Below are 26,143 nucleotides of genomic sequence, written 5' to 3'. Positions count from 1 at the left end.
GCCACCCGCGGCGGTTCTACTAGATCCCATGCCGAGCAGCCCGACGGTGACGTCGCAGTCACACACATCCGACGAGCCGCATCGACACCGATCCCTCGCGGGCCGGATCGGTTCGCTCACCACGGTGGCGGCGATCGTGCTGATCGTCGCGCATCTGGTGGTCCGCGCGTGGCTGGTCGCGACCGGCAACTTCTACTGGGACGACCTCATCCTCATCGGCCGTGCGTCGACCGTGCCCATCTGGTCGTGGGACTACCTGGGCCAGAGTCACGACGGCCACTTCATGCCCGCAGCCTTCCTGGTCGCTGGTCTCTCGACGCTGGCAGCGCCGGTCAACTGGGTCATCCCGGCTGTCACGTTGGTCGTGTTGCAGGCGCTCGCGTCGCTGTCGGTGTGGCGAATGATTCGCGTGGTGGGATCGGCGGCGGGAGGTGACCGTGCGGGTCGTCGACGGCCCGCGCTCGAGGTGGGCGCGCTGGCCGCTCTGGCGTTCTACCTGTTCACTCCGCTGACCGTGCCCGCGTACATCTGGTGGGCCGCCGGCCTGAACTCGCTGCCGATGCAGGCGGCGATGGCCTGGATCGTCGCCGACGCCGTGCTGCTGTGCACCGGTCGCGTCCCCGAGTCGTCGCGACGACTCGTCGTCATCCGGTCGACGGTGATCTTCGTCGTCGCGCTCGCCTTCTTCGAGAAGTCGCTGTTCATCCTGCCGGTGGCCTTCATCGCGGCGGTGCTGGTTGCGCGGTTCGACCGCACCGAAGCACCCTCGGACGACACCGGGGAGTCTGCCGACCGCACTGCCTCCGCGCTCCCGCGCACCCCGCTCATCACAGCCTTCACGCGTGGGCGCCCTCTCTGGACGCCGCTGACCGTCGTCTTCGTGGTGTGGGTCATCGTCTACTTCTCGGTCTCCGACGCGACGGCGGGAACGCACTCGGTGTCGCAGACCGCGCAACTCGTGTGGCGCTCGATCAACAAGGCACTCGTGCCCTCCCTGGTCGGAGGTCCGTGGGACTGGGAACGCTGGGTGCCTTCTCCACCCATGGGATTCCCGTCGATCTGGATGATCGTCCTCGGCTGGATCGTGGTTGCCGGCTTCGTCGTCTGGGCGATCAGGACGCGCGTCGGTGCTATCGGCGTACTCATTGCCGTCGCGCTGTACGTGGTGGTCGTGCAGATCCCGCCCATGTGGAATCGGTCGAGCGCCAACACTGCTCTCGAACTCGCACAGACGATGCGCTATCTACCCGACGCCGCGCTGGTGTTGGCCCTGGCCTTCACGCTGCTCCTGGTCTCGCCGCTTCGTGCGTCCATCGGGGCGTCGGAGCCGGATGGCACCGATCGGGGTGCCGCGCGGCACGCGCGCGAGGCGGGTACGTCGCCGTTACTGCTCGCCGGGGTCATGGCGGTGGCGTTCGCTGTCGCGTCCTCGATCATCTCCACCGCGGCCTACTCGGCGTCGTGGAATGACGATCCGACCGGTCCGTATCTCGCGAACGCCAAGCGCGCCCTGGCCGCGAACAAGGACACGACGATGTTCGACCAGGCGCTACCCCTCGAAGTGCTGCTCCCGGTCGCCTATCCGGAGAACCAGATCAGTCATACCTTCGGCAAGCTGCGCGATCGGCCGACATTCGGCACCCACACCGACCGTCTCATCGTGCTCGACAATTCGGGCAACGCGGTCCCCGGTGCCGTGACGCCGCGGCGCGCGATCAAAGCCGGGCGCGGGTCGTGTGCGCGTCCCGAACTCGACGGCCCGAGTCGACTCCAACTCGACGGTCCGCTGATCCAGTGGCAATGGACCATCGCTCTGGGATACTGCGCCAATTCCGCTGGGCAGGTGCGTTTCTCGCTCGACGGTGGGGCACCGGTCACCGTGCCGGTGACGGCTGGTCTGCACGTCGTCTACGTGCAGTTGGGCGGTCGCGGCACCGAACTCGACGTTCAGCCGCTCACGCCCGGCCTCGCGCTGCACACCGGGGACGGGCGCGTGGGTGAGGTTGTGGACGCGCGCCTGCTCGGGGGCTGACTGTCTGTCGGTGGCGGCGAGTAACCTGAACTCTCGATGACCAGTTCCACCCGCACCTCCGCCACGCCCGCCGGCCGCGCCCCGGCAGCAAGCCCCGACGACGCGTCCGCGCGTCTGCTGGCAGGGCTCAATCCGCAGCAGCGTGAGGCTGTGCTGCACTCCGGCTCGCCGCTGCTGATCGTTGCGGGCGCGGGGTCGGGCAAGACGGCGGTGCTGACGCGACGCATCGCGTACCTGCTCGCCGAGCGTGACGTATCGCCCGGGCAGGTGCTGGCGATCACCTTCACCAACAAGGCGGCCGCCGAGATGCGCGAACGCGTCATCGGCCTCGTCGGTCCGCGCGCCAACTTCATGTGGATCTCGACCTTCCACTCGACATGCGTGCGCATCCTGCGCGCACAGTCGGCGCTGCTGGAGGGGCGTAACTCCAACTTCTCGATCTACGACGCCGACGACTCCAAACGACTCCTCGGCATGATCATCCGAGATCTCGACCTCGACCCCAAGAAGTTCGCGCCGCGCGGGGTGTCGGTGATCATCTCGAACTACAAGAACGAACTGGTCAAGCCCGAAGAAGCCATCACCGCGACGGCCGAAGGCGACCCGACCGAGCAGGCGATCGCGCAGATCTACGCCGAATACCAGCGCAGGCTGCGCACCGCGAACGCCTTCGACTTCGACGACCTGATCGGCGAGACGGTCGGATTGCTGCAACGTCACCCCGAGGTCGCCGAGTACTACCGCAGACGCTTCCGCCACGTACTGGTCGACGAATACCAGGACACCAACCACGCGCAGTACGTCCTGGTCCGCGAGTTGGTGCTCGGCAGCACTTCAGACGACTCCGACGACGAGCCTGACGCTCGCGCCGTCGAGCCGTCGGAGCTGTGCGTCGTCGGCGACGCCGACCAGTCGATATACGCATTCCGCGGTGCGACGATTCGCAACATCGAGGAGTTCGAGCGCGACTTCCCGAATGCGGAAACCATTCTGCTGGAACAGAATTATCGCTCAACCCAGACCATCCTGTCCGCCGCGAACGCGGTCATCGCGCGCAATCCGAATCGACGTGAGAAGCGGCTGTGGACGGATTCGGGCGACGGTGAACTGATCGTCGGATACGTGTCGGATTCCGACCGCGACGAGTCGATGTTCATCGGCACCGAGATCGAACGCCTCACCGACCACACCATCGGCGGAGTCTCGGAGTCGTACAAGTACTCCGACGTCGCCGTGTTCTACCGAACCAACACCGGCTCACGACCCATCGAAGAAGTCTTTGTGCGCCACGGCATTCCGTACAAGGTGGTCGGTGGCACCCGCTTCTACGAGCGCAAGGAGGTCCGCGACGTCGTGGCCTACCTGCGCACCGTCGCCAATCCCGACGATTCGGTGAGTCTGCGCCGAATCCTCAACACGCCACGCCGTGGCATCGGCGACCGCGCCGAGGCGTGCGTCGCGGTGCACGCCGAGAACGCGGGTGTCAGCTTCTATCAGGCACTGCTCGACGGCGCCGAAGGCAAAGTGGCGCTGCTGAATTCGCGTGCGGTCAAGCAGATCGGCGCATTCGTCGACCTGATCGAGGGATTGCGTCGCGACTTCTTGACCACCTTCGGGCAGGCCGACGACGCGGGCGCCGACGTGGCGACCGTGTCCGATGCCACGGAGGAGGGCGCTGACATCGGCGAGTTGGTCGCCGCCATCGTCGACCGCAGCGGGTATCGGGCGGAGCTGGAGGGCTCGAGCGATCCGCAAGACGCCGCGCGCCTCGACAACCTGAACGAACTGATCTCCGTCGCGGCCGAATTCATTACGGAGGCAGCCGAACTCGACGTCGACTTCGACGACGAAGCGGTTGGCGACGAAGAACTGGGCGGAACCGACGGCGAACCAGAACCCGGTTCACTGGCCGCATTCCTAGAGAAGGTCGCTCTTGTCGCCGACGCCGATCAGGTGCCCGACGAGGGCGATGGCGTCGTCACACTGATGACTCTGCACACCGCGAAGGGCCTCGAGTTTCCGGTCGTGTTCGTCACCGGCTGGGAGGACGGCCATTTCCCGCACATGCGTGCCCTGGGCGACCCGGCCGAGTTGAGCGAGGAGCGTCGACTCGCCTACGTCGGTATCACCCGCGCCAAGGAACGGCTCTACCTGACCCGTTCGGTGACCCGCGCATCGTGGGGGCAACCCGTCTCCAATCCGGAATCGCGCTTCCTGCAGGAGATCCCGCAGCATCTCATCGATTGGCGACGCACCGAGCCCAGGCGGGGTGCGCGTGGATTCGGTTCCACCGGAGGCGTTTTCGGGCGATCCGACGCCGGATCGTCGCGCACGCTCGGTCGCTCGCAGTACTCGACCGACCCCAATCGCGGCCGGAACAAGCAGATCCACCTCGACGTCGGCGATCGACACAACCATCCCAAGTACGGCATGGGGAAGGTCGTGGGCAAAGAGGGGAGCGGTGCCACCGAGCGAGTGGTCATCGACTACGGCGGCAAGACCGGTCGTATCACCCTGCTGACCGCCGGCGGAATCCCGGGCGACAAGCTCTGACACGCGCGCTGCGTCGTCACCGCAAGGGAGACCAGGGCAGGCGCGGTGTGGCCCTCAGATCAGGGCCGGGAGGGGTGAATCAGCCCGTGTAGGCCGACATCCGGACGCCGTGCTCGGCGAGCCACGGGGCAGGATCGATCTTGGTGGTGCCGTTCTTCCAGACCTCGAAGTGGCAGTGCGGGCCGGTCGACTGACCGTCGGACCCGACGAGGCCGATCACGTCGCCTGCCCTGACGGTCTGACCCTTCTGAACCAGCACGCCGGACGAGTACATGTGGCCGTACACGGTGACGGTGCCGTCAGCGGCTTGCACCTGAATCCAGTTGCCGAAGCCCGAGGCCGGTCCCGCTTCTTTGATGACGCCGTCGGTTGCCGCGTGGATCGGGGTGCCGAGCGGGGCGGCGAAATCGACGCCGCCGTGCATGCTGCCCCAACGCATCGCGAAGCCGGAGGTGAACTGGTAGAGCCCCATGGGGAGCGGTGACTCGTAGTACGGGCGGCTCGCTGCTGCCTTGCGCGCTGCCTCGTCCTTGACGAGCTGCTCACCCTCTGCGAGCTGCGAGGTGAAGACGCTCATGTCCTGCGAGGAGTTGTCGGGTGCCGCGATGCCAGGTCCCAGGTCGGGGACAGGAGCCGCGTTGCCGACGTTCGCGGTGTTGGTGGGAGCCGTCGCGGGTGCCGGTGCCTTCTCGGTGGTGCCGGCGTGGGCCGCCGCGGCCACTGCTGCGCCTGCGGCCATCGCGACGAGGGCGGCACGACCGCCGCGCAGGGCGGTCGGCGGTGCAGCAAGGCGGTGCTTGCCGCGGGTCCGGGTGCGGCCGGGCTCAGGAATCTGGCGGAACGGCTTTTCGGCGGGCCGTAGGTCGATCTCTCCGCTGTGCGTGAGGTCGAGGTCGGCGTCGGAGGGGAACGAATCGAGCTGCGCGCCCTCGCTCTCGAAGGGGTCGTCGGCATACGCCTCGAATCCGCCCTCGGGGATGAGGATGTCTTGCGTCAGTTCGGAGCGGGTTGGCCGGTAGTAGGGGTCCCACGTGGAAGGCGACCAGCTGGTCTGGTCGAAGCCGTCCGTCGCGTACTCGTGCTCGGCGGTATCAGTGGCCCAAGGATCGTACGAGTCGAGCTCGTCGATCGGGATGATCGCGGTCATCTCCTCGGCTGGGATGTCGTCGTAGGTACTGCCGCGTCGTGATGTCACGGTGCCGACCGTCGACGTCGACCTGCTCGGAGCTCCGCGTTCCGCCAAGTCGCCCACCTCAATTCCTGTTGCTTCGTTCCCGATATCGATCTTGTTACCGTTCGTGACCGATTCGTGATCCGTACTGCTCGACTGACGGTAACGAAACGATTGCGGCAAGTCCAACGATCGACCGTAAGAACCCGCCCAAATGTGAGCTGGGTCACGAGTCAGGGCCGTACATACACCCATCGCAAAGACGGTGTTCTAGATGTCGAACCTCGCCCAAAACCGTTGCGCTACGCCCTTCTTCCCGACTTCGTGCCCGCGTGCGGCGAGCCGAGGGCAGACTCTATACGAGGAGCGTGGTGCGCTGATCGATGGCCGGTGTCCCGCGATGGGGACACCGACCGAACGAGTGATCTGCCGCACAAGCCACGCAGGCCCCCAACAGGGCTGTGTCCGGCAGGTTTAGAGTCCGATATGGCCCGTGTTACACCCAACATCAGCGGGCACAACGACGAAATGGTGAGCTGAATGGATCTCTTCGAATACCAGGCGAAGGAACTGTTCGCCAAGCATGGGGTTCCCACCACACCCGGTCGGGTCACCGACTCCGCCACCGATGCACGAGCGATCGCCGAGGAAATCGGCAAGCCCGTGATGATCAAGGCGCAGGTCAAGACCGGCGGGCGTGGCAAGGCAGGCGGCGTGAAGTACGCCGCGACCCCTGACGACGCGCAGACCAACGCAGAAAACATCCTGGGCCTCGACATCAAGGGGCACATCGTCAAGAAACTCCTCGTGGCAGAAGCCAGCGACATTGCCGAGGAGTACTACATCTCATTCCTTCTCGATCGCGCCAACCGCACCTACCTGGCGATGTGCTCGGTCGAGGGCGGCATGGAGATCGAAGAAGTCGCAGCGACCAAGCCGGAACGGCTGGCCAAGGTGCCCGTCGACGCCGTCAAGGGTGTCGACATCGCCACCGCGCGATCGATCGCCGAGCAGGGCCATCTGCCCGCTGAGGTGCTCGACGCCGCTGCCGTGACCATCGCGAAGCTGTGGGAGGTCTTCGTCGCAGAAGACGCCACGCTGGTCGAGGTCAACCCGCTGGTCCGCACGCCCGACGACCAGATCCTCGCCCTCGACGGCAAGGTGACACTCGACGAGAACGCCGACTTCCGTCACCCCGACCACGTCGAGTTCGAGGACAAGGACGCCACCGACCCGCTCGAGCAGAAGGCCAAGGAGAACGACCTCAACTACGTCAAGCTCGACGGTCAGGTCGGAATCATCGGCAACGGCGCGGGACTCGTGATGAGCACGCTCGACGTCGTCGCTTACGCGGGTGAGAACCACAACGGCGTCAAGCCTGCCAACTTCCTCGACATCGGTGGCGGCGCGTCGGCCGAGGTCATGGCCGCCGGTCTCGACGTCATCCTCGGAGACGAGCAGGTCAAGAGCGTGTTCGTCAACGTCTTCGGCGGCATCACCGCGTGCGACGCGGTCGCCAACGGCATCGTCGGTGCGCTCAACAAGCTCGGCGACGAGGCCAACAAGCCTCTGGTGGTCCGCCTCGACGGCAACAAGGTCGAAGAAGGCCGCAAGATCCTGGCCGATGCGAATCACCCCCTGGTGACGCTCGCCGAAACGATGGACTCAGGCGCCGACAAGGCTGCCGAACTGGCGAGCAAGTAAGAGGCGGAGAATCAATGTCGATCTTTTTGAACAAGGACAACAAGGTCATCGTCCAGGGCATCACCGGCGGTGAGGGCACCAAGCACACCGCGCTGATGCTCAAGGCGGGCACCAACGTCGTCGGTGGCGTCAACGCGCGCAAGGCCGGAACCACCGTCACCCACAAGGACAAGGACGGCAACGACATCGAGTTGCCGGTCTTCGGATCTGTCGCCGAGGCGATCGAGAAGACCGGTGCCGACACGTCGATCGCGTTCGTGCCGCCGAAGTTCTCGAAGGACGCCATCATCGAGGCGATCGACGCGGAGATCCCGCTGCTCGTCGTCATCACCGAGGGCGTTCCGGTGCAGGACACCGCGTACGCGTGGGCCTACAACGTCGACAAGGGTGCCAAGACCCGCATCATCGGACCGAACTGTCCGGGCATCATCACGCCGGAGGAGTCGTTGGTCGGCATCACGCCCGCCAACATCACCGGCAAGGGTCCGATCGGTCTCGTCTCGAAGTCGGGAACCCTGACCTACCAGATGATGTACGAGCTGCGTGACCTCGGCTTCTCGACCGCCATCGGCATCGGCGGCGACCCGGTCATCGGTACCACGCACATCGACGCCATCGAGGCCTTCGAGAAGGACCCCGACACCAAGGTCATCGTGATGATCGGTGAGATCGGCGGCGACGCCGAGGAGCGTGCGGCCGACTACATCAAGGCCAACGTCTCCAAGCCGGTCGTCGGCTACGTCGCGGGCTTCACCGCTCCCGAGGGCAAGACGATGGGTCATGCCGGCGCGATCGTGTCGGGCAGCTCCGGCACCGCTCAGGCGAAGAAGGAAGCGCTCGAGGCTGCGGGCGTGAAGGTCGGCAAGACGCCGAGCGAGACCGCCAAGCTGGCCCGCGAGCTCTACGAGAATCTGTGATCGCGTAGCTTTCGCGTAAACCACAATCGGGTACGACGCCGCAACCGCGGCGTCGTACCCGATGTGTATTTGTCGCCTTATCGATTGGATCCAACTTGGAAACCGCAGCTATCACCGCATGGACATTCGTCAGTGAGTGTCCGATTCCCGGAGATATCGGTCCACTATTGGTGCAAGGTGAGCAACCCTGGGCCGCGTACAAGACGTTCCGAGACTCGGCGATTTTCACCAACAAGCGGTTGATCGTTCGCGATGCTCAGGGACTAACCGGTAAGAAGGTTGAGATCTACTCGCTGCCGTACTCGTCGATCACGATGTGGTCGAGCGAGAACGCCGGGCGCATGCTCGATTTCAACGCTGAGATGGAACTGTGGACCCGGGCCGGGCATATCAAGGTCAAGCTCGGCAAAGGCGTGGATATACGCAAGATTGACCATCTGATCTCCAGCGCGGTGCTCCTCGGCTGACAATCCGCGCATCGCCGACGGCTTTCGTACCGTCTAACGTGCGAAAGCGATCGCAATCGAGGGTTCGGAACCGATCGCATCAGTGTTTCAGGTGCGATAATCAGGCAGTGAACAGTGACGCTCGCGCGCGACAAAATCGTGGCTATGGGACGAGTGTCGACGGCGTATCGCTCGCCGGCATGGTGAAACTCCCGTTCCGCGCCGCGTCGGCGGTGTTCGACGCCGCTGAGCATGTCCCCGTGGCGGGTTCGGTTGTTCGTGATGTGCGACGGTCCGCGCACAACGTTGTCGATTCGGCGAGCGGATTGGCAACGGCGGGTGTGCAGACCGGCATGGGCGCGCTGATCCGCGAGATCGTCGACGTGTTCACGTCCGAGATCGACCTCACCGCGCTGGTGCTCGACAACGTCGACCTCGACAAGATCATCGCGTCGGTCGACATGAACGCGATCGTCGACCTTCTCGACCTCGACGCCATCGTCGCGCGCGTCGATCTCGACGCGGCCGTCGCGCGGGTGGACCTGGACGCCGCCGTCGCGCGGGTAGATCTCGACGCGGCGGTTGCGCGGGTGGATTTGGACGCTGCGGTTGCGCGCGTCGATATCGAGGCGGTCATTGCGACCGTCGACCTGGACGCGATCATCGACACCGTCGACCTCGACCGTGCCGTCTCGCATGTGGACGTCGACGCGGTGATCAATCGCGTCGACCTCATCGGACTCGCCGACGTCATCATCGACGGCGTCGACCTTCCCGGGATCATCCGCGAGGCGAGTACGTCGGTGACCGCGGACGTGATGACCGACGTGCGCAGCACCAGCGAGCGTGCCGACGACGCCGTCGCCGACATGGTCGGTCGACTGCTGCGGCGACGAGTGGTTGCGGAGGTGGAGACCCGTGAGCGTGACTGAATCCCAGCCCGATTCGTCCCAGCCAGATTCGTCCCAGCCCGATTCTTCTGAGCCCGAGTCGCACAACGAGTCCGTCGGCAGCAACCCCTCCGACACCACCGCCGACGAGCACGCAGCCCGCGCAGAGGCCAGGAAGAGCAAGGCCCACGCGGTACACGACACCTCGAAGACAGCGGGCATCGTGAGTCGCGGAGCGGGTGCGGTGATCGACCTGATCGTCGTGCTGGTCATCATGAGTGCCATCTACCTGGGCGTCGTGATGGCGCGACTGCTCTACAACGTTCACGACTTTTCGATGCCGAGCACCAACGGGTTCTTCACTGTCGGTGCGTTCATCGTCGTGTCGATCGTCTACCTGGCAACGTGTTGGGCGGTGTCGGGCCGCACGCTGGGTAGCGTCGTGATGGGTATTCGGGTGGTGAACCGCAAGGGTGATCGTCTGCGCCCATCCGTGGCTGCGATTCGGGCTGCGATCTGCGTGCTCTTCGCCATCGGATTGCTGTGGGCCGGCGTCGATAGGAAACGACGATCCGTCGCCGACCTGGTGCTGCGGACGCGGGTCGTGTACTCGCGCTGAGGTTCTTCACTCGCCGGGTTTCTTCAGCCACCGAGGCGTCGTCGGCGACTAGCGTTGGCGAAGTGGTCGAGCGAATGACGGCAGACGAACTGGTAGCCGCGCTCGTCGATGGTGGCACCTGGCGGTCCTGGGACGAGGCGCCCAGCTACGTTGCTCTCGACCTGGACTACGCCGCGGCGTTGGGGCGGGCACGCAAGCGAACCGGCGTCGATGAGTCGGTGATCACCGGCGTCGGAGAGATCTCCGGCGCCCCGATTGTGTTGGTTGTCAGCGAATTCGGATTTCTGGGCGGATCTATCGGGCGTGCGGCAGGCGAACGCGTGGTCGGCGCTGTTCGACGCGCGACACGCGAACGACTACCCGTGCTGGCTCTGCCCGCGTCCGGCGGCACCCGAATGCAGGAGGGCACGGCGGCATTCCTGCAGATGGCGTCGATCGCCGAGGCGGTCGGAAGCCACCGACGGTCGGGGTTGCCGTACCTCGTGTATCTGCGTAACCCGACCACCGGCGGTGTATTCGCCTCGTGGGGGTCCATGGGACACATCACCTGGGCCGAACACGGTGCGCTCATCGGATTCCTGGGACCCCGAGTCTACGAAGGCCTGCACCACAAGCCTTTTCCCGACGGCGTGCAGGTGTCGGAGAACTTGGCCGCCCACGGCATCGTCGACGCCATCGTGCCGGTGGACGAACTCGCCGACCGGGTAGCCCGGGTCGTCGAATTGCTCGCCGGGCCGGTTGACCCGCCAGTGTCTCGTCCGGTCGACGCTCCTTCTCCGCCGGTCGAGCTTGTCGAGACCTGGGATCGCGTGCTCGCGACGCGCGCTGCGGATCGTCGCGGTCTGCGCGCGCTGCTGCTCGCCTCCTATGCCGCCATGATTCACGACACCGGACCAATTGTCCTGGCGCTGAGCCGTTTCGGGCGAACGACGGCCGTGGTGATCGGGCAGGACAGAACCGTGCAGGCCGACGGTCGGCTGATCGGACCGGCGGATCTGCGGGTCGCGCGGCGGGGCCTGGCGTTGGCAACCGAACTGCGCCTGCCCGTCGTCACTGTGATTGACACACCCGGCGCCGACCTGTCCGTCGACGCCGAGGAAGGTGGCCTTGCGCGTGAGATCGCGCTCTGCCTGGCTGACTTCATCGCGGTGCCGCGGCCGACGGTGTCGGTGTTGCTCGGTGAGGGGGCGGGTGGAGCGGCGCTAGCGTTGTTCCCAGCGGATCGTCGACTTGCCGTGGACGACGCATGGCTGTCGCCGCTGCCGCCGGAGGGGGCGAGCGTGATCGTGCATCGCGATACAGCACACGCACCCGAACTCGCCGCGGCGCAGGGCATCGCGGCCACCGACCTCGCCGAACACGGTGAGATCGACGAGATCGTGCACTGGGGAGCGGACGGTCTCCGTGCAAGCATCGGACGGGTGTTGGCGGGACTCGTGCCCGATCGTGCACGGCGCGTGCGTCATTCGGCCGACCGCGGCGGGCGTCGGACACTCGCCGTCGGCGCGATCGTCCGCGACGTCGACGGGCGCTTTCTGCTCGTGCAACGACTTCGCGATCCCCAGGCAGGCCGGTGGACGGTGCCCGGCGGCAAGGTCGATCCGGTCGATGCTGTCGGCCCCGATGGAATCCGTGACGACGAAGGCACACTCGTCGCCGCGGTGATCCGCGAGATTGCCGAGGAGACCGGACTCGACATCGAGGTAGGCGCCAAGGCGTGGGTCGTCGACATACCCGACGGCAGGGGCGGGACCTTCGAGATCCACGATTTCGTCGCGGCCCCCGTCGGTGGCACTGTGCGCGCAGCAGACGACGCCGCTGACGCCGGATGGTTCACGGTCGACGAGATGCGCGCGCTGCCACTCACCGACGGCTTGCTCGAGCACCTGACAGCGGGTGGGTTCGTCGAGTGAGCCAATTCGGTTCATCGTGAACACAATTCGACGTCGCGTCGAATCCGCAGGTCCGTACGTTGGGTGATGATCGTGACACCGACGTGTGGTCGGAGGCTCGGTTTGCGGGCATTAGCGTTTTGCAGAGTCAGATCAGTGTCGATTGTGATTCGCGGAGGTCGTCGTGCGCTCGAAAGTTCTCGCCGTCTTGTTGTTGCTCGTGTTCGGTGGGGCGGTACTGACGGCCTGTGGTGGCGACGACGACTCGTCGAAGGTCAAGATCGGCGTCGCCGACGCGTCCGAGGAATACTGGAATGTGTTCAAGCAGAAGGCTTCTGCGCAGGACATCGACGTCGAGCTGGTGAACTTCACCGACTACAACCAGCCCAATCCTGCGCTCGCAGAGGGCGAACTCGACCTCAACGAGTTCCAGCACCTGCTCTACCTCGCCACCTACAACGCGAAGAACAAGCAGAACCTGGTGCCGATCGGTGCGACGGCCGTCTACCCGTTGCCGCTGTACTCGACCAAGCACAAGTCGGTGTCGGAGATCCCGCAGGGCGGGCAGGTCGCGATCCCGAATGATCCGACGAACCAGGCGCGTGGACTGTTGGTCCTCGAGCAGGCGGGCCTGATCACCCTCACCAAGCCGGGCAATGCGTTTTCGACCCTCGCCGACATCGACCAGGGCAAGTCAAAGGTGAAGGTCATCGCCGTCGACGCCGGTCAGACTGCGGCCAACCTGGATTCGGTCGATGCCGCGATCGTCAACAACAACTACGCGACGTCGGCAAAGCTGACCAAGGACCAGATCATCGCGTCCGACGATCCCAACTCGCCCGGGGCCAAGCCGTACATCAACGCGTTCGTCGCCCGCAACGACGACAAGGACAACCCCACCTACGCGAAGCTGGTGAAGATCTACCACGACCCCGAGGTGATCGCCGCCGTCAAGCGTTCACTCGGCGACAGCGGTGTGATCAAGGACAATTCGGCTTCCGAGCTCCAACAGACGACGAAGGACCTGCAGGCGTCCGTCAACACCAATGGCTCCTGATGTCGACGCGGCGTCGGACATCGGTTCACCAGCCGGGTCCGACACCGCGATTGACTTCGTCGGCGTCTCAAAGCGTTTCGACAAATCGGGACCGGCAGTTCTCGACGGAATCGATCTGAGTATCCGCTCGGGAGAGATCGTCGGGATCATCGGTCCGTCCGGTGCGGGAAAGTCGACGCTCGCCAGGCTCATCAACGGTCTCGAACGGCCTACCGGCGGGCAGGTCTTCGTGCACGGTGCAGAACACAGTCGGGCGTCGGAGCGTGAGCTCAACCGGCTGCGTACCGACATCGGCATGATCTTCCAGCAGTTCAACCTGTTCAACTCGCGGACCGTCGCGGGAAACGTCGACTTTGCACTGAAGGTCGCTCATTTTCCGAAGGCCAAGCGGCGCAGTCGAATCGACGAGCTTCTCGACTTCGTGGGCATCGCCGACAAAGCCGATCAATGGCCGGCGGCGCTCTCGGGCGGACAGAAGCAGCGCGTCGGCATCGCGCGAGCGCTCGCCACCTCACCGTCGATTCTCATCGCCGATGAGGCGACGAGCGCGCTCGACCCGCAGACTACGTCGGACACTCTGAAGTTGTTGCGCCGCATCAACTCCGATCTCGGTACGACGATCGTCGTGATCACCCACGAGATGGACGTCGTACGTGACGTGTGCGAGTCGGTCGCTGTCCTCGACCACGGTCGGCTCGTCGATCACGGAGATGTGTACTCCGTCTTCGAGCGTCCCACGTCCGACGTCACACGGGGACTGCTCCGGCATGCCGTTGCGGGGGTTCCGGACGCCGACGCACTGGCGACCCTGCGCGCGCGGCACCCCGGACTGCTCGCGACAGTGTCGGTACGCGACGACGGTGCGGCCAGCGGTCACCAGGACGCCACGTTCGACCTGCCCGCGGCCGTCGCGGAGCGCGGTGCCCGATCGACGGTGATCGCGGGCGGCATCAGCGACATTGCGGGCAGGCCATTCGGCGCATTGACCTACGAGATCACCGGCGACGCAACGTCGGTCGACGCTGCGCGTGCGCAACTGGTGCGCATCTACGGCGTCGTCGTACACGAGGAGACACAGCAGTGACCGCCGCCCAGACGTTCGTGCTCGCCGACGGTGAGAGCTTCACGCGGGTCTTCGGGCCGGAGCTGCGGCCGCTGTTGATCCAATCCATCTGGGAGACATTCGAACTCGTCGGCGTGACGCTGCTGATCGGAGGTTTGCTGGGGCTGGTCATCGGAGTGATCCTGTACGCGACGAGTCCCGGAAATCTCTGGTCCAACGCGTGGATCTTCAACGGGTTCAACGTCGTTGTGAATATCGTCCGCCCGATCCCGTTCATCATTTTCATCACCGCGATCGCCCCGCTCACCAAAGCTGTGATGGGCACGCGCATCGGTACCGAGGCTGCGATCTTCCCGATGACGCTGATGGCGATGGTGGTCATCGGGCGCGTCGTCGAACAGAGTCTTGTGTCGGTTGACCCGGGCGTCGTCGAAGCGGCACGGGCGTCGGGTGCCAGTCGGCTGCGTACGTTGCTGACCGTCGTGGTTCCCGAGGGCTTCGCGCCGCTGGTCCTCGGATACACGTTCATCTTTGTCGCCATCGTCGACATGTCGGCGATGGCCGGGTACGTCGGCGGTGGCGGTCTCGGCGATTTCGCCTTCCAGTACGGCTATCAGCAGTTCGACTGGAAGCTGACCGTCGTGGTGATCGCCCTGCTGGTCATCCTGGTGCAAGCGGGCCAGTACTTTGGGAACTGGCTGGCACGCCGCGCACGGCACAGATGACCCGAGGAGCACGATGACCGACCTTCTGCCGCTGAACCCCGACGAGTTGTTGACCACGACCCGTTCGGTTCGCAAGCGCCTCGACCTGGAGCGACCTGTTCCGATCGAGGTCGTCCGTGAAGCGCTCGAGGTTGCGATTCAGGCCCCGACGGGGTCGAACGCGCAGGGCTGGCATTGGATCGTCATCACCGACGCCGACCTCAAGCGCAAGGTGGCTGATTACTACGCGCGCTCGTTCGCCGACTACTCGGCGCAGCGCACATTGTCGACCGAGTCCGCCCGCCGCGTCGCCGCCAGCGCCCAGTACCTCGCCGACGTGATGGGCGAGGTGCCCGTGTTGATATTGGGTGCGATCAAGACGGGCGCTGACCTGCCGACGGGCAACCAGGCCGGGGTGTGGGGATCGTTGCTTCCGGGGGCTTGGAATCTGATGCTCGCCCTGCGCGCACGCGGGTTGGGTTCGGCGTGGACCACCTTGCACCTCGTGTACGAGCAGGAAGTGGCCGACCTGCTCGGGATTCCCGACGGCGTGCACCAGGGAGTGCTGCTGCCTGTCGCCTACACGCAGGGCACCGACTTCACCCCGGCACAACGCAAGCCGCTCGACGACGTCCTACACATCAACGGTTGGTGAATTAACGGCGCGAGCACCGCCGTACCGGCGGTAGATTCGATGACACCATGACGCCAGCAGACCCCGTTGAGACCGCGACGCTCGCCGCGTCTGTCACGCCGCCGCTCACCAAGCGAGGCGAGGCGAAAGCCGCTCGACGTCGAGAAATGCTCGACGCCGCCGCCCGGCAAATGGCCGCACGGGGATTCGCGGGCGTACGCCTCGAGGACATCGGCGGCGCCGTCGGCGTGAGTGGCCCCGCGATGTATCGACACTTCGCGTCGAAGACCGACCTGCTCGATCAGATGCTGCTCGACATCAGCCGCCGACTCCGCGACGGCGGTGCCGAGGTCGTCGACCGCGGCCTCGCGCCAGCGGAGACCCTCGAGGCGCTGATCCACTTCCACATCGACGTGCTCGTCACCAAGCCGGACCTGATCGTCGTGCAGGATCGCGACCTGCACAACCTGACTCCCGAGGCCAACCACGAGGTGCGCTCGCTGCAGCGCCGATACGTCGAGCAATGGGTCGACGTGCTGCTCGCACTGATGACCGAACGCGGCGCGACCCTCGCGCGGCCGGAAGCCCGCGTCCGGGTGCACGCGATGTTCGGCCTGCTCAACTCCTCGCCGCGACTGCCCTCACTCGACAGCGCCCGCCTCCGGACCGTCCTGACCGCCATGGCCACCGCCGCGCTGGAGTGCGCGGGGGTGTGACGGGGGCTCGGCGGCGTCGGGCCGTGCGGGGCGTGCAGCCCACGGGGCGTCGGGCCGTCGGGCCGTGCAGAAACTAGGGGAAGGGTTCTTTTCTCGGGTTGTGTGCGTTTCCGTGGGTTGTTTCGCGGGGAACGGTCGGAACCACGGGGAAGAGTTCGGCCGGCCCGGTGCGGGGCGGTCGGAGCGCTACGCAGAAAGTGGGCGAAGAACCCTTCCCCCGCTTTCCGCGTACCCAGTCTGGACGGCCGTCAGATCCCGAGCTCGGCGCGGCGGCGTGCGACCTCGGCGCGATACCGTGCGACGTTGTCCATCTTGATCTGCTCGTAGCCGCGGACCATGTCGGGCAGCGCCGCCAACTCGGCCAGCGCCGACAGACGTCCCGGATCGTGAGCGCCCGGATCGGTAGACCCTGAGCCGACGGTGCCGAGGATCGCGTCGACGAGTTCCCGATACTCGACGATGAGCTCGCGCTCGGTGCGTCGAATCTCGGTGTAGCCGAACGGATCGAGGCGCGTACCGCGCAACTTCTTCATCTTCGCGAGGCCGGCGAGCATCGGGGCTGTCCGCGCACCGAACGACATCTTCTCCTTGCGGCCAAGTGCGCGCAGCAGCGGGGGATGCAGTCGCACAGCGACTTTGGCGTCGTCGCCGTACTCGCCGGTGATCTGCGCGGCGAAGGTCGGATCGGCGGTGAGTCGCGCCACCTCGTACTCGTCCTTGTACGCCATGAGCTTGTACAGGTTGCGTGCCACCGCGTCGACGAGTTCGGGGCTGCCCGATTCGCGCGACACACGGTCGACGACGTCCAGATACTCAGCGGCATAACGCTCGTCGGCGTAGGCGACCAGTTCGTCGACGCGGATGCCGACGCTGTGGGCGAGATCGTCGTCGAGGTGTAGTCGCGCAACCTGCTCACGCGCATACGAACTCGGCTCCACCGCAACCGATTCGACGCCGGTCAGCTCTCGCGACACGGCATCCGGATCTGCGATCATCTGACGACCACGCCGGAACGCCTGCAGGTTTGCCGACACTGCGACGCCGTTGAGTTCGACGGCGCGCTCGATCGACTCGGCCGAGATCGGCAGTGCCCCGGTCTGATACGCCGCGCCGACCATCAGCATGTTGGCGAACTGCTCGTCGTCGAACAACTCCGTCGCGAGCGCGCCCGCGTCGAGGTATGCGGCTCGTGCGACACGCGCGTCGATCGAATCATGGACGGCGGTATCGGCGGGGAAGCCGACCGAGGTGTCGATGACCATGGCGCCGGTGGGAATCCGGGTCGTCGACACCACCGCGACGGTCCGATCCGGCGCGGTGACCTTGAGGTTCACCGGGTCGGTGCCGACGAGCGAATCGCACGCGAGGTACAGGTCGCACGTGTCGGCCGCTGCCTTGGCCGCCTGCTCGACGGGGCTGGGGAGGTGGTCTCGACAAGCTCGACCAGCGGAGTCAGCTCGACCAGCGGGATTAGCTCGACCAGCGGTGGGGTGGTCTCGACAAGCTCGACCAGCGGTGGAATCAGCTCGACCAGCGGGATCAGCTCGACTAGCGGAATCGGCTTGACCAGCGGCGTCAGCGGAGTGCAGCGCCGAGACCTTGATGTCGCTGACGACGGCGCCGCCCTTTTGGGCGAGGCCGGTCATGTCGACCGTGCGGGCAGCGTGGCCGTCCAAAAACGCTGCGGTGGCGAGGATCTGGGAGACGGTGACGACGCCGGTCCCGCCGATGCCCGTGATGCGCATCGTGAAGTCGGTGTCGGCTGTGACGGGTCGAGTGGTCGGGGGAGTGGGGACGGCGGCGGCGTCGATCTCGGTTGCACGTCGCGTCGCGGGTGTGTGGCCCGGCGTGACGGTGACAAACGACGGACAATCGCCCTTCAGGCACGAGAAGTCGAGGTTGCACGAGCTCTGGTCGATGCGTGTCTTGCGGCCGAACTCGGTCGAGACCGGGTGCACCGAAAGGCAATTCGACTTCTCGCCGCAGTCGCCGCAGCCCTCGCAGATGCGTTCGTTGATCACGACGCGCTGTGTGGGCGTGGGCATCTGGCCGCGCTTGCGCTTGCGGCGCTTCTCCGCGGCACAGTGCTGATCGTGGATGAGGACCGTGACCCCGGGGATCTCGGCGAGTTCACGCTGTACCTCGGCGAGGTCGCCGCGATCGCGCACGACGACGCCGTCGGCGAGGTCGGCGGAACGTGTGCGCGACGGGTCATCGGAGGTGACGACGATGCGCGAGACCCCTTCCGCGGCAAGCAGACGCGTCAACTGAGCGAGACTGAACTCGCCGACGGGGTCTTGTCCGCCGGTCATCGCCACCGTGCCGTTGTAGAGCAGCTTGTAGGTGATGTTCTCGCCCGAGGCGACCGCAGCGCGGAGGGCGAGAGATCCCGAATGCGTGAACGTGCCGTCGCCGATGTTCTGCACGAAGTGGTCCGCGGGTACGAACGGTGCCATGCCGAGCCACTGCGCGCCCTCGCCGCCCATCTGGGTGACCCCGGCGATGTCGCCGACCTGATCCGGGTCCATCAGCAACACCATTGCGTGACAGCCGATTCCGCCGCCGACGAGCGTGCCGGGGCTCACCTTGGTCGAGCTGTTGTGCGGACATCCCGAACAGAAATACGGCGTGCGCACGGCGAGGGGAAGGTCGATCCGGGTACTCGACCGGCGCGCGTTGTGCTCGTCGAGCCATGCCTGCGCGGCGTCGAGGTGATGGTGTCTTGCCAGGCGTGTCGCCAGGCCGAGAGTGACTGCGTCGACGTCGAGTTCGCCGAAACGCGAGAACAACGTCGAACCGTCTTCGTGGACCTTTCCGACGATGCGCGGGGCGCGCGGATGGCGATACAGCATGTCGCGCATCATGGTTTCGATGAAGTCGCGCTTCTCCTCGACGACTATCACCTCGTCGAGTCGACCGGCGGCGGCGTCGGTGATGAAGCGTTCGAGGATCTCGCGGTCGAGGGGGTACACCATGCCGAGTTTGAGGATGCGAATACCGGCCCGTTGCAGATCGGCGTCGTCGAGCCCCATGAGCCGCAACGCATTCCGGAGGTCGAGGTAGGTCTTTCCCGCGGCAACCAGACCGATCCTGTCGTCGCCACTGCGTACCGCGATCCGGTTGATGCCGTTGTGTCGTGCATATGCCAGCGCGCGGGGGATGCGCGTCGTCAACTGATTCTGTTCGAGTTCCATGAGGTTGGCGCCGAGCAGTTTGCCGCTGGGTACGTGCGGGCTGCGCCCCAGATCGCCGTAGACGGGCACGACTCGATCGGGATGCACCACCGCGGTCGACGACCCGTCTGCCACGTGTGCGGAGATCTTGAGCGAGGTCCACAGACCGCTGACCCGGCTCATCACTGCGGCATGCACGCCGAGGTCGAGGATGTCCTGGGAATCGGCCGGGTAGAGCGTCGGAATGTAGAGGTCGGCGAGCGCCATCTCCGACGTGCAGGGGACAGTCGAGCTCTTGGCGGCGGGATCGTCGCCGACGAGCGCCACGGCACCGCCGTCGGGATGCGTGCCGATCAGGTTGGCGTGCCGTATGGCGTCGGATGCGCGGTCGAGACCGGGTGCCTTGCCGTACCAGTAGCCGACGACTCCGTTGCGCTGCTGCCCGTCGTCGTCGGCCGCGAGTGGGCCGAGCGTCGGGGCGAGTTGCGAACCCATGACCGACGTCGCGGCGAGTTCTTCGTTGAGACCTGGGCGGTGTACGACGTCGAAGGGTGCGAGGAGCGACTGGCGTCGCATGAGTTCGAGGTCGAAGCCTGCGAGCGGCGAGCCCTCGTAGCCGGAGATGAACGACGCCGTGCGCAGATTCTGTCTCCGGTCGACGCGGGCGCGATCGGCGATCATCCGGACGAGCGCTGTGATCCCGCCGAGGAAGATCGGACCTTCTTCGCGGGTGTATCGGTCGTCGAGCGTGAAATCGGTGGGGCGTGTCGACGCACGCGCTCCTGCCTGCGTCGATGCTGAATTCTTCGCGGTTGCGTCGCGCCGGAATCGGTCGGCTCGATCATCTGCGAGGGTCACGGGTTCACCTGGCCTTCGTGGTGTGTCGGCGTCGGCACGGGGTACGGCCGACGACGTGTGGGCTGGGTCCGGGGGTGGTGGACCTCATCACCCACACTACGAAATTGCGTGACGCCCGTCACGTCAGAGACAGCAATGACAAGTAGATGACAGCCGCGCCGCGATCCGCTAGAGTCGCTTTCAGTTAATTGCAGCTAACTGAAAGCGCGTGGCTGCACGCATTCCCGCGAAGCGAAAGGTCTGCCTGTGACGAGGGTGGTCTCGACAAGCTCGACCAGCGATGACGGCTCGACCAGCGATGACGGCTCGACCAGGGTGGTCTCGACAAGCTCGACCGGCGGGAAGGGCTCGACCGGCGGTAAGGGCTCGACCAGCGAGAAGGGCTCGACGGCCCGGGAGGTGCACGAGGCCAACGTCGCGACGCTGAGGGAGCGCCTTGCGCGGGTCGCGGTCGGCGGCGGCGAGCGCGCTCGTGAGCGGCACATCTCCCGCGGCAAGCTGCTCCCGCGCGATCGCGTCGACGGCCTGCTCGACGTCGGGTCGCCGTTCCTCGAGGTCGGATCGCTCGCGGCGTTCGGGATGTACGACGACAAGGCGCCGTCGGCCGGTGTGATCGCCGGCGTCGGACGGGTGGCCGGGCGCGAGTGCATGATCGTCGCCAACGACGCCACGGTGTCGGGTGGCACCTACTACCCGATGACGGTCAAGAAGCATCTGCGCGCGCAGGAGATCGCCGCCGCCAACCGGCTGCCCTGCATCTACCTCGTCGATTCCGGTGGCGCGATGCTCCTCGCGCAGGACGAGGTCTTCCCCGACCGCGAACACTTCGGACGCATCTTCTACAACCAGGCGACGATGAGCGCGGCGGGTATTCCGCAGATCGCGGCGGTGCTGGGATCGTCGACGGCAGGCGGCGCCTATGTGCCGGCGATGAGCGACGAGACCGTCATCGTCCGCAATCAGGGCACCATCTTCCTCGCGGGACCCCCGCTGGTGAAGGCCGCGACCGGCGAGGACGTCAGCGCAGAGGACCTCGGCGGTGGTGCCATGCACTCGTCGGTCTCAGGGGTCACCGACCACCTCGTCGACAACGACCAGCAGGCACTGGCCAAGGTTCGCGAGATCATCGCGACCCTCGGACCGCGCGAACAACCGCAGTGGGACACGATCGCCCCGCGTGAACCCGCGCGCAGCCAGACCGACATCTACGACGTCGTGCCCACCGATCCGCGCACTCCCTACGACGTTCGACAGGTCATCGAGATCATCAGCGATGCAGGCGAATTCACCGAGTTCAAGGCGAACTACGGCACCACGCTGGTCACGGCGTTCGCGCACGTGCACGGCCATCCGGTCGGCTTCGTCGCCAACAATGGCGTGCTGTTCAGCGAATCAGCGCTTAAGGGAGCACATTTCATCGAACTGTGCGACCAGCGTCGAATTCCATTGGTGTTCTTGCAGAACATCACCGGATTCATGGTCGGGCGTGCCTACGAGGAAGGCGGTATCGCCAAGAACGGCGCCAAGATGGTCAATGCCGTTGCGTGCGCCCGCGTTCCGAAATTCACCGTGATGATCGGCGGCTCGTTCGGCGCGGGTAATTATTCGATGTGCGGCCGCGCGTACTCGCCGCGGTTCCTGTGGTCGTGGCCCAACGCGCGCATCTCCGTGATGGGCGGACCACAGGCCGCCGACACTCTTGCGACGGTGCGCCGCAACCAGATCGAACGATCCGGCAAGGAATGGTCGGCCGACGACGAGGAGGCGTTCAAGACGCCGATTCGAGAGCAATTCGACGAACAGTCCGATGCGTATTACTCGACGGCGCGCCTGTGGGACGACGGCATCGTCGATCCGGCGCACACTCGCACGTTGCTGGGGCTTGCGCTCGAAACGGCCCGTTACGCGCCGCTTGCCGATCAGCGCTACGGCGTCTTCCGGATGTGACACGAGACCGATGCGACATGAGATGGATGAGAACGTCATGACGACACCGACAGCCCGCCCGATTCGCAGCGTGCTCGTGGCCAACCGAGGCGAGATCGCGTGCCGCGTCATCGAGACGTTGCGCCGCATGGGGATTCGGAGCATCGCCGTCTACTCCGACGCTGACGCCGACGCACTGCATGTGCGGATGGCCGACGTCGCGGTACGTCTCGGGCCTGCATCCGCCGCACGCAGCTACCTCGACATCGACGCGGTGGTGCGCGCGGCTCAGCAGACCGGCGCCGACGCGGTGCACCCCGGTTACGGATTCCTCTCGGAGAACCAGAAATTCGCGGCCGCGCTCGACGCCGCGGGGATTGCCTTCATCGGACCTCCGGCGGACGCGATCGCGACGATGGGCGACAAGATCACCGCGCGCGCCGCCGTCGTCGAACGTGACGTCCCGGTGGTGCCCGGTCTGTCGCGGCCTGGGCTGACCGACGAGGATCTGATCGCGGCTGCGCCCGAGATCGGATTCCCGGTGCTGATCAAGCCGAGCGCCGGTGGCGGCGGCAAGGGTATGCATCGCGTCGAGAACGCCGACGAACTCCCGGCGGCGCTCCAGCGTGCACGACGAGAGGCCGGATCGGCATTCGGCGACGACTCGTTGTTCCTCGAGCACTTCGTCGACACCCCGCGCCATATCGAGGTGCAGGTCCTAGCCGACCAGTACGGCAACGTGATTCATCTCGGCGAGCGCGAGTGCTCGCTGCAGCGTCGACACCAGAAGGTCATCGAGGAGGCGCCCTCGGCGCTCCTCGACGAGGCGACGCGCGCACGTATCGGTGAGGCTGCCTGCGACGCCGCACGCAGTGTCGGCTACACCGGTGCGGGCACAGTCGAATTCATCGTCTCGGCCAAGCGTCCCGATCAGTTCTTCTTCATGGAGATGAACACCCGGCTGCAGGTCGAGCATCCCGTCACCGAGCTCGTCACCGGAGTCGACCTCGTCGAGCAGCAGATCCGGGTTGCGCGCGGTGAGAAGCTCGCGCTCACCCAGTCCGACATCGTCTTGTCGGGCCACGCGATCGAGGCGCGGGTGTACGCAGAAGATCCGGCACGGGGATTCCTGCCGACGGGCGGCACGATCGTCGCGCTCGAACAACCGGGTGGACACGGAGCGGATGCCGAATACAGCGGCATCCGTGTCGATTCCGCGATGTTCGAGGGCATGGTCGTCGGCAGTGACTACGACCCGATGCTCGCCAAGGTCATCGCGTACGGCAGCGATCGCGACGAGGCGATCGAACGTCTCGACCAGGCACTCGCGCACACCAGGGTGCTCGGTGTGGTGACCAACATCGACTTCTGTCGCTTCGTGTTGGCGCAGGATCGCGTACGCGACGCCGAACTCGACACCGAACTGCTCGACAGGCTTGTCGTCGACTATGCTGCGCCGCAACCGGTTCCGGAAGCATTGGTGCTCCTGGGGGCTGCCCGCACCGGGTTTCGGCAGACCGGCGACGTCTGGAATACCGAAGTCGGTTGGCGCATCGGCGTACCCGCACCGGTGGTGACCCGCATCGTCGACGGCGACAACAGGCACTGGACGGTCTCGTTCTGTGTCGACGCCGCCACCGACGATATTCTGCGCGGACGTGCGACGGTCTCCGGCGACGATGTCGACTCCTGGGAAGCCGACGTCGAGTACCGTCGAATCGACCAGGGCGGCAACGGAGATCACGTCGACCGTTTGATCGTCGACGGCGTCAGTCAGTCGTGGTCTCACTCCGAGATCGACGGATCGTGGTGGGTCGCGGGTCCCACGGGATCGTGGACTCTTGAACTCGCGCGACCGATCCTCGACGAGGCCGCAGACGAGAAGGCCGGAGAGATCACCTCGCCCATGCCCGGGACCATCGTTGCCGTGTCGGTCGACGACGGCGACGCCGTCGAGGCAGGCGTACCCGTGATCGTCGTCGAGGCGATGAAGATGGAGCACACGCTGACGGCGCCGACTGCAGGAGTCGTTGCGCTCGCGGCGAAGGTCGGCGACAAGGTCGCGGCCGGTCAGACACTTGCACACGTAACCGACGAGAACTCGATGGAGCAGGCCAACTGATGGAATTGACACAGGACTACACCGACCTGATCGACACCGTGCGCGACTTCGCGCAGTCGGTGGTGGCGCCGGTCGCTGCGAAACACGATGCGGAACACAGCTTTCCGTACGAGGTTGTCTCGCAGATGGGAAAGATGGGCCTCTTCGGGCTTCCGTTCTCCGAAGAGTACGGCGGCATGGGTGGCGACTACTTCGCACTGTCGCTCGCGCTCGAGGAACTCGGCAAGGTCGACCAGTCGGTCGCGATCACGCTCGAGGCGGGTGTGTCGCTGGGAGCGATGCCCATCTACAAGTTCGGCACCGAGGAACAGAAGCAGCGCTACCTGCCCGACCTGACATCTGGTGTCGCACTGGCCGGATTCGGCCTCACCGAGCCGGGAGCCGGCTCCGATGCCGGGGCAACCGCCACAACTGCGCGCGACGACGGCGACAGCTGGATCATCAACGGCGCGAAGCAGTTCATCACCAACTCCGGCACCGACATCACGTCGCTGGTGACGGTGACCGCGGTGACCGGTGTCAAAGACAATGGGCGCAAGGAGATCTCGACAATCATCGTGCCGTCGGACACGGTCGGGTTCACCGCGGAGCCGGCGTACAACAAGGTCGGCTGGAACGCTTCCGACACCCATCCGCTGACCTTCACCGACGCGCGGGTGCCGACCGAGAATCTCCTCGGAGAGCGCGGCCGCGGTTACGCGAACTTCCTGTCGATCCTCGACGAGGGGCGCATCGCCATCGCGGCACTCGCGACGGGCGTGGCGCAGGGGTGCGTCGACGAGAGCGTGAAGTACGCCAAGGAGCGGCAGTCCTTCGGGCAGCCCATCGGCAACTACCAATCGGTGTCGTTCGCTATCGCCCGCATGGAGGCGCGAGCGCACGTCGCTCGCACCGCGTACTACGACGCCGCGGCGAAGATGTTGGCGGGCAAGCCCTTCAAGAAGGAGGCGTCGATCGCCAAGATGATCGCCAGCGAAGCCGCGATGGACAACGCGCGGATGGCAACACAGATCCACGGCGGCTACGGGTTCATGAACGAGTACCCGGTGGCACGCCACTACCGGGACTCGAAGATCCTGGAGATCGGGGAGGGCACCACCGAGGTGCAACTCATGCTCATCGCACGAGAGCTGGGGTTCTCATGAGTGAGGGAGCCCAATCGCCCACATCGACGGCCCGCAGGGTGATACAACGCGGATTGTGGTTCGAGGAGTTCGTCGAGGGCACGGTGTACGAGCACCGGCCGGGACGGACCGTGACCGAGGCCGACAACGTGCTGTTCACCACGCTCACCATGAACACCCAGGCACTCCATCTCGACGCGGCGTGGTCGGCCCAGCAACCCGGCTTCGGCGGTCAGCGACTCATCAATTCGATGTTCACGCTGTCGACGATCGTCGGATTGTCGGTGTCGCAACTGACCCAGGGGACGCTCGTCGCAAACCTGGGTTTCAGCGAGGTCTCCTTTCCCGCACCGTTGTTCGCGGGCGACACGCTGTACGCGGAGACGGAGTGCACCGGCATCCGCGAGTCCCGGTCGCGGCCCGGCGAAGGGGTTGTCAACCTGCTCCACGTCGGTCGCAATCAGGACGGGGTGGTTGTCGCCCGAGCCGCGAGGGCCACACTGGTACGGAAGCGACCCGACGACTGACACCGCCGGAGACAA

Annotated in this window: 19 protein-coding genes; 17 read left to right on the top strand and 2 right to left on the bottom strand. The window is 65.7% G+C overall.

Annotation, left to right across the window (positions count from 1 at the left end):
• The first annotated feature begins 28 nt into the window (after positions 1 to 28).
• Together ACRVY7_RS02635 and ACRVY7_RS02630 are read left to right on the top strand one after the other, a co-directional pair.
• Positions 29 to 2,032, top strand: a complete 2,004-nt coding sequence (locus ACRVY7_RS02635) for a hypothetical protein (RefSeq protein ID WP_431815881.1) — start codon at positions 29 to 31, stop codon at positions 2,030 to 2,032.
• 36 nt (positions 2,033 to 2,068) lie between these two features.
• Positions 2,069 to 4,585: a UvrD-helicase domain-containing protein gene (locus tag ACRVY7_RS02630; protein ID WP_431815880.1), complete on the top strand. Its 2,517-nt coding sequence runs from the start codon at positions 2,069 to 2,071 to the stop codon at positions 4,583 to 4,585.
• 79 nt (positions 4,586 to 4,664) lie between these two features.
• Here the strand turns inward: ACRVY7_RS02630 and ACRVY7_RS02625 are convergent, their stop codons facing one another.
• Positions 4,665 to 5,837 carry a M23 family metallopeptidase gene (locus ACRVY7_RS02625; RefSeq protein WP_431815879.1) on the bottom strand — a complete coding sequence of 391 codons (1,173 nt, stop codon included), beginning with the start codon at positions 5,835 to 5,837 and terminating at the stop codon, positions 4,665 to 4,667.
• A gap of 459 nt (positions 5,838 to 6,296) precedes the next feature.
• Here ACRVY7_RS02625 and sucC point away from each other — a divergent pair, with 459 nt between their 5' ends.
• From sucC to ACRVY7_RS02570, 11 genes are all read left to right on the top strand, one after another.
• On the top strand, positions 6,297 to 7,460 hold the full coding sequence (gene sucC, locus ACRVY7_RS02620) for an ADP-forming succinate--CoA ligase subunit beta (protein WP_049697888.1): 1,164 nt from the start codon (positions 6,297 to 6,299) through the stop codon (positions 7,458 to 7,460).
• Positions 7,461 to 7,474: 14 nt separating this feature from the next.
• The gene (gene sucD / locus ACRVY7_RS02615; RefSeq protein ID WP_005207310.1) at positions 7,475 to 8,377 is read left to right on the top strand and encodes a succinate--CoA ligase subunit alpha; all 903 of its coding nucleotides are present in this window, start codon (positions 7,475 to 7,477) and stop codon (positions 8,375 to 8,377) included.
• 95 nt (positions 8,378 to 8,472) lie between these two features.
• Positions 8,473 to 8,844 (top strand): PH domain-containing protein, encoded by a 372-nt coding sequence (locus ACRVY7_RS02610; RefSeq protein WP_049697889.1) that lies wholly within the window; start codon positions 8,473 to 8,475, stop codon positions 8,842 to 8,844.
• A gap of 179 nt (positions 8,845 to 9,023) precedes the next feature.
• Positions 9,024 to 9,755 carry a hypothetical protein gene (locus ACRVY7_RS02605; RefSeq protein WP_049697890.1) on the top strand — a complete coding sequence of 244 codons (732 nt, stop codon included), beginning with the start codon at positions 9,024 to 9,026 and terminating at the stop codon, positions 9,753 to 9,755.
• The gene (locus tag ACRVY7_RS02600; RefSeq protein ID WP_431815878.1) at positions 9,742 to 10,332 is read left to right on the top strand and encodes an RDD family protein; all 591 of its coding nucleotides are present in this window, start codon (positions 9,742 to 9,744) and stop codon (positions 10,330 to 10,332) included. The genes ACRVY7_RS02605 and ACRVY7_RS02600 overlap by 14 nt, the downstream gene beginning before the upstream one ends.
• A gap of 74 nt (positions 10,333 to 10,406) precedes the next feature.
• Entirely contained in the window at positions 10,407 to 12,245 is a 1,839-nt protein-coding gene (locus ACRVY7_RS02595; RefSeq protein ID WP_431815877.1) for a carboxyl transferase domain-containing protein, read from the top strand.
• 163 nt (positions 12,246 to 12,408) lie between these two features.
• The gene (locus ACRVY7_RS02590; protein ID WP_049697892.1) at positions 12,409 to 13,281 is read left to right on the top strand and encodes a MetQ/NlpA family ABC transporter substrate-binding protein; all 873 of its coding nucleotides are present in this window, start codon (positions 12,409 to 12,411) and stop codon (positions 13,279 to 13,281) included.
• Positions 13,271 to 14,365: a methionine ABC transporter ATP-binding protein gene (locus ACRVY7_RS02585; RefSeq protein ID WP_431815876.1), complete on the top strand. Its 1,095-nt coding sequence runs from the start codon at positions 13,271 to 13,273 to the stop codon at positions 14,363 to 14,365. The genes ACRVY7_RS02590 and ACRVY7_RS02585 overlap by 11 nt, the downstream gene beginning before the upstream one ends.
• Before the next feature lie 17 nt (positions 14,366 to 14,382).
• Positions 14,383 to 15,069 carry a methionine ABC transporter permease gene (locus ACRVY7_RS02580; RefSeq protein WP_082946514.1) on the top strand — a complete coding sequence of 229 codons (687 nt, stop codon included), beginning with the start codon at positions 14,383 to 14,385 and terminating at the stop codon, positions 15,067 to 15,069.
• Positions 15,070 to 15,082: 13 nt separating this feature from the next.
• On the top strand, positions 15,083 to 15,703 hold the full coding sequence (locus ACRVY7_RS02575) for a nitroreductase family protein (RefSeq protein WP_049697893.1): 621 nt from the start codon (positions 15,083 to 15,085) through the stop codon (positions 15,701 to 15,703).
• 47 nt (positions 15,704 to 15,750) lie between these two features.
• Positions 15,751 to 16,398: a TetR/AcrR family transcriptional regulator gene (locus tag ACRVY7_RS02570; RefSeq protein ID WP_431815875.1), complete on the top strand. Its 648-nt coding sequence runs from the start codon at positions 15,751 to 15,753 to the stop codon at positions 16,396 to 16,398.
• Between the two features lie 248 nt (positions 16,399 to 16,646).
• On the opposite strand, the gene ACRVY7_RS02565 is transcribed toward ACRVY7_RS02570, so the two are convergent.
• The gene (locus ACRVY7_RS02565) at positions 16,647 to 20,429 is read right to left on the bottom strand and encodes an indolepyruvate ferredoxin oxidoreductase family protein (RefSeq protein ID WP_431815874.1); all 3,783 of its coding nucleotides are present in this window, start codon (positions 20,427 to 20,429) and stop codon (positions 16,647 to 16,649) included.
• Positions 20,430 to 20,828: 399 nt separating this feature from the next.
• Here ACRVY7_RS02565 and ACRVY7_RS02560 point away from each other — a divergent pair, with 399 nt between their 5' ends.
• The 4 genes from ACRVY7_RS02560 to ACRVY7_RS02545 are packed head-to-tail and all read left to right on the top strand — an operon-like array spanning position 20,829 to position 26,128.
• Positions 20,829 to 22,376, top strand: coding sequence for a carboxyl transferase domain-containing protein (locus tag ACRVY7_RS02560; RefSeq protein WP_431816378.1), 1,548 nt, complete (start codon positions 20,829 to 20,831; stop codon positions 22,374 to 22,376).
• A gap of 37 nt (positions 22,377 to 22,413) precedes the next feature.
• Positions 22,414 to 24,477: an acetyl/propionyl/methylcrotonyl-CoA carboxylase subunit alpha gene (locus ACRVY7_RS02555; RefSeq protein ID WP_431815873.1), complete on the top strand. Its 2,064-nt coding sequence runs from the start codon at positions 22,414 to 22,416 to the stop codon at positions 24,475 to 24,477.
• Complete coding sequence (locus ACRVY7_RS02550) at positions 24,477 to 25,622, top strand: acyl-CoA dehydrogenase family protein (protein ID WP_431815872.1); 1,146 nt, start codon at positions 24,477 to 24,479, stop codon at positions 25,620 to 25,622. Before ACRVY7_RS02555 ends, ACRVY7_RS02550 begins: the two co-directional genes overlap by 1 nt.
• On the top strand, positions 25,619 to 26,128 hold the full coding sequence (locus ACRVY7_RS02545; protein ID WP_431815871.1) for a MaoC family dehydratase: 510 nt from the start codon (positions 25,619 to 25,621) through the stop codon (positions 26,126 to 26,128). Before ACRVY7_RS02550 ends, ACRVY7_RS02545 begins: the two co-directional genes overlap by 4 nt.
• The last annotated feature ends 15 nt before the right edge of the window (positions 26,129 to 26,143 follow it).

The sequence above is a fragment of the Gordonia jacobaea genome (assembly GCF_965344965.1).
GTDB lineage: Bacteria > Actinomycetota > Actinomycetes > Mycobacteriales > Mycobacteriaceae > Gordonia > Gordonia jacobaea.
Note: the sequence above shows the minus strand (reverse complement) of the source record. Positions and strands in the feature narration are given on the sequence as shown.

Excerpts from the sequence above, each read along its gene's own strand:
- ACRVY7_RS02635 (WP_431815881.1), top strand. The coding sequence starts at position 29 with ATGCCGAGCAGCCCGACGGTGACGTCGCAGTCACACACATCCGACGAG.
- ACRVY7_RS02630 (WP_431815880.1), top strand. The coding sequence starts at position 2,069 with ATGACCAGTTCCACCCGCACCTCCGCCACGCCCGCCGGCCGCGCCCCG.
- sucC (WP_049697888.1), top strand. The coding sequence starts at position 6,297 with ATGGATCTCTTCGAATACCAGGCGAAGGAACTGTTCGCCAAGCATGGG.
- sucD (WP_005207310.1), top strand. The coding sequence starts at position 7,475 with ATGTCGATCTTTTTGAACAAGGACAACAAGGTCATCGTCCAGGGCATC.
- ACRVY7_RS02605 (WP_049697890.1), top strand. The coding sequence starts at position 9,024 with ATGGTGAAACTCCCGTTCCGCGCCGCGTCGGCGGTGTTCGACGCCGCT.
- ACRVY7_RS02595 (WP_431815877.1), top strand. The coding sequence starts at position 10,407 with ATGACGGCAGACGAACTGGTAGCCGCGCTCGTCGATGGTGGCACCTGG.
- ACRVY7_RS02585 (WP_431815876.1), top strand. The coding sequence starts at position 13,271 with ATGGCTCCTGATGTCGACGCGGCGTCGGACATCGGTTCACCAGCCGGG.
- ACRVY7_RS02575 (WP_049697893.1), top strand. The coding sequence starts at position 15,083 with ATGACCGACCTTCTGCCGCTGAACCCCGACGAGTTGTTGACCACGACC.
- ACRVY7_RS02570 (WP_431815875.1), top strand. The coding sequence starts at position 15,751 with ATGACGCCAGCAGACCCCGTTGAGACCGCGACGCTCGCCGCGTCTGTC.
- ACRVY7_RS02555 (WP_431815873.1), top strand. The coding sequence starts at position 22,414 with ATGACGACACCGACAGCCCGCCCGATTCGCAGCGTGCTCGTGGCCAAC.
- ACRVY7_RS02550 (WP_431815872.1), top strand. The coding sequence starts at position 24,477 with ATGGAATTGACACAGGACTACACCGACCTGATCGACACCGTGCGCGAC.
- ACRVY7_RS02545 (WP_431815871.1), top strand. The coding sequence starts at position 25,619 with ATGAGTGAGGGAGCCCAATCGCCCACATCGACGGCCCGCAGGGTGATA.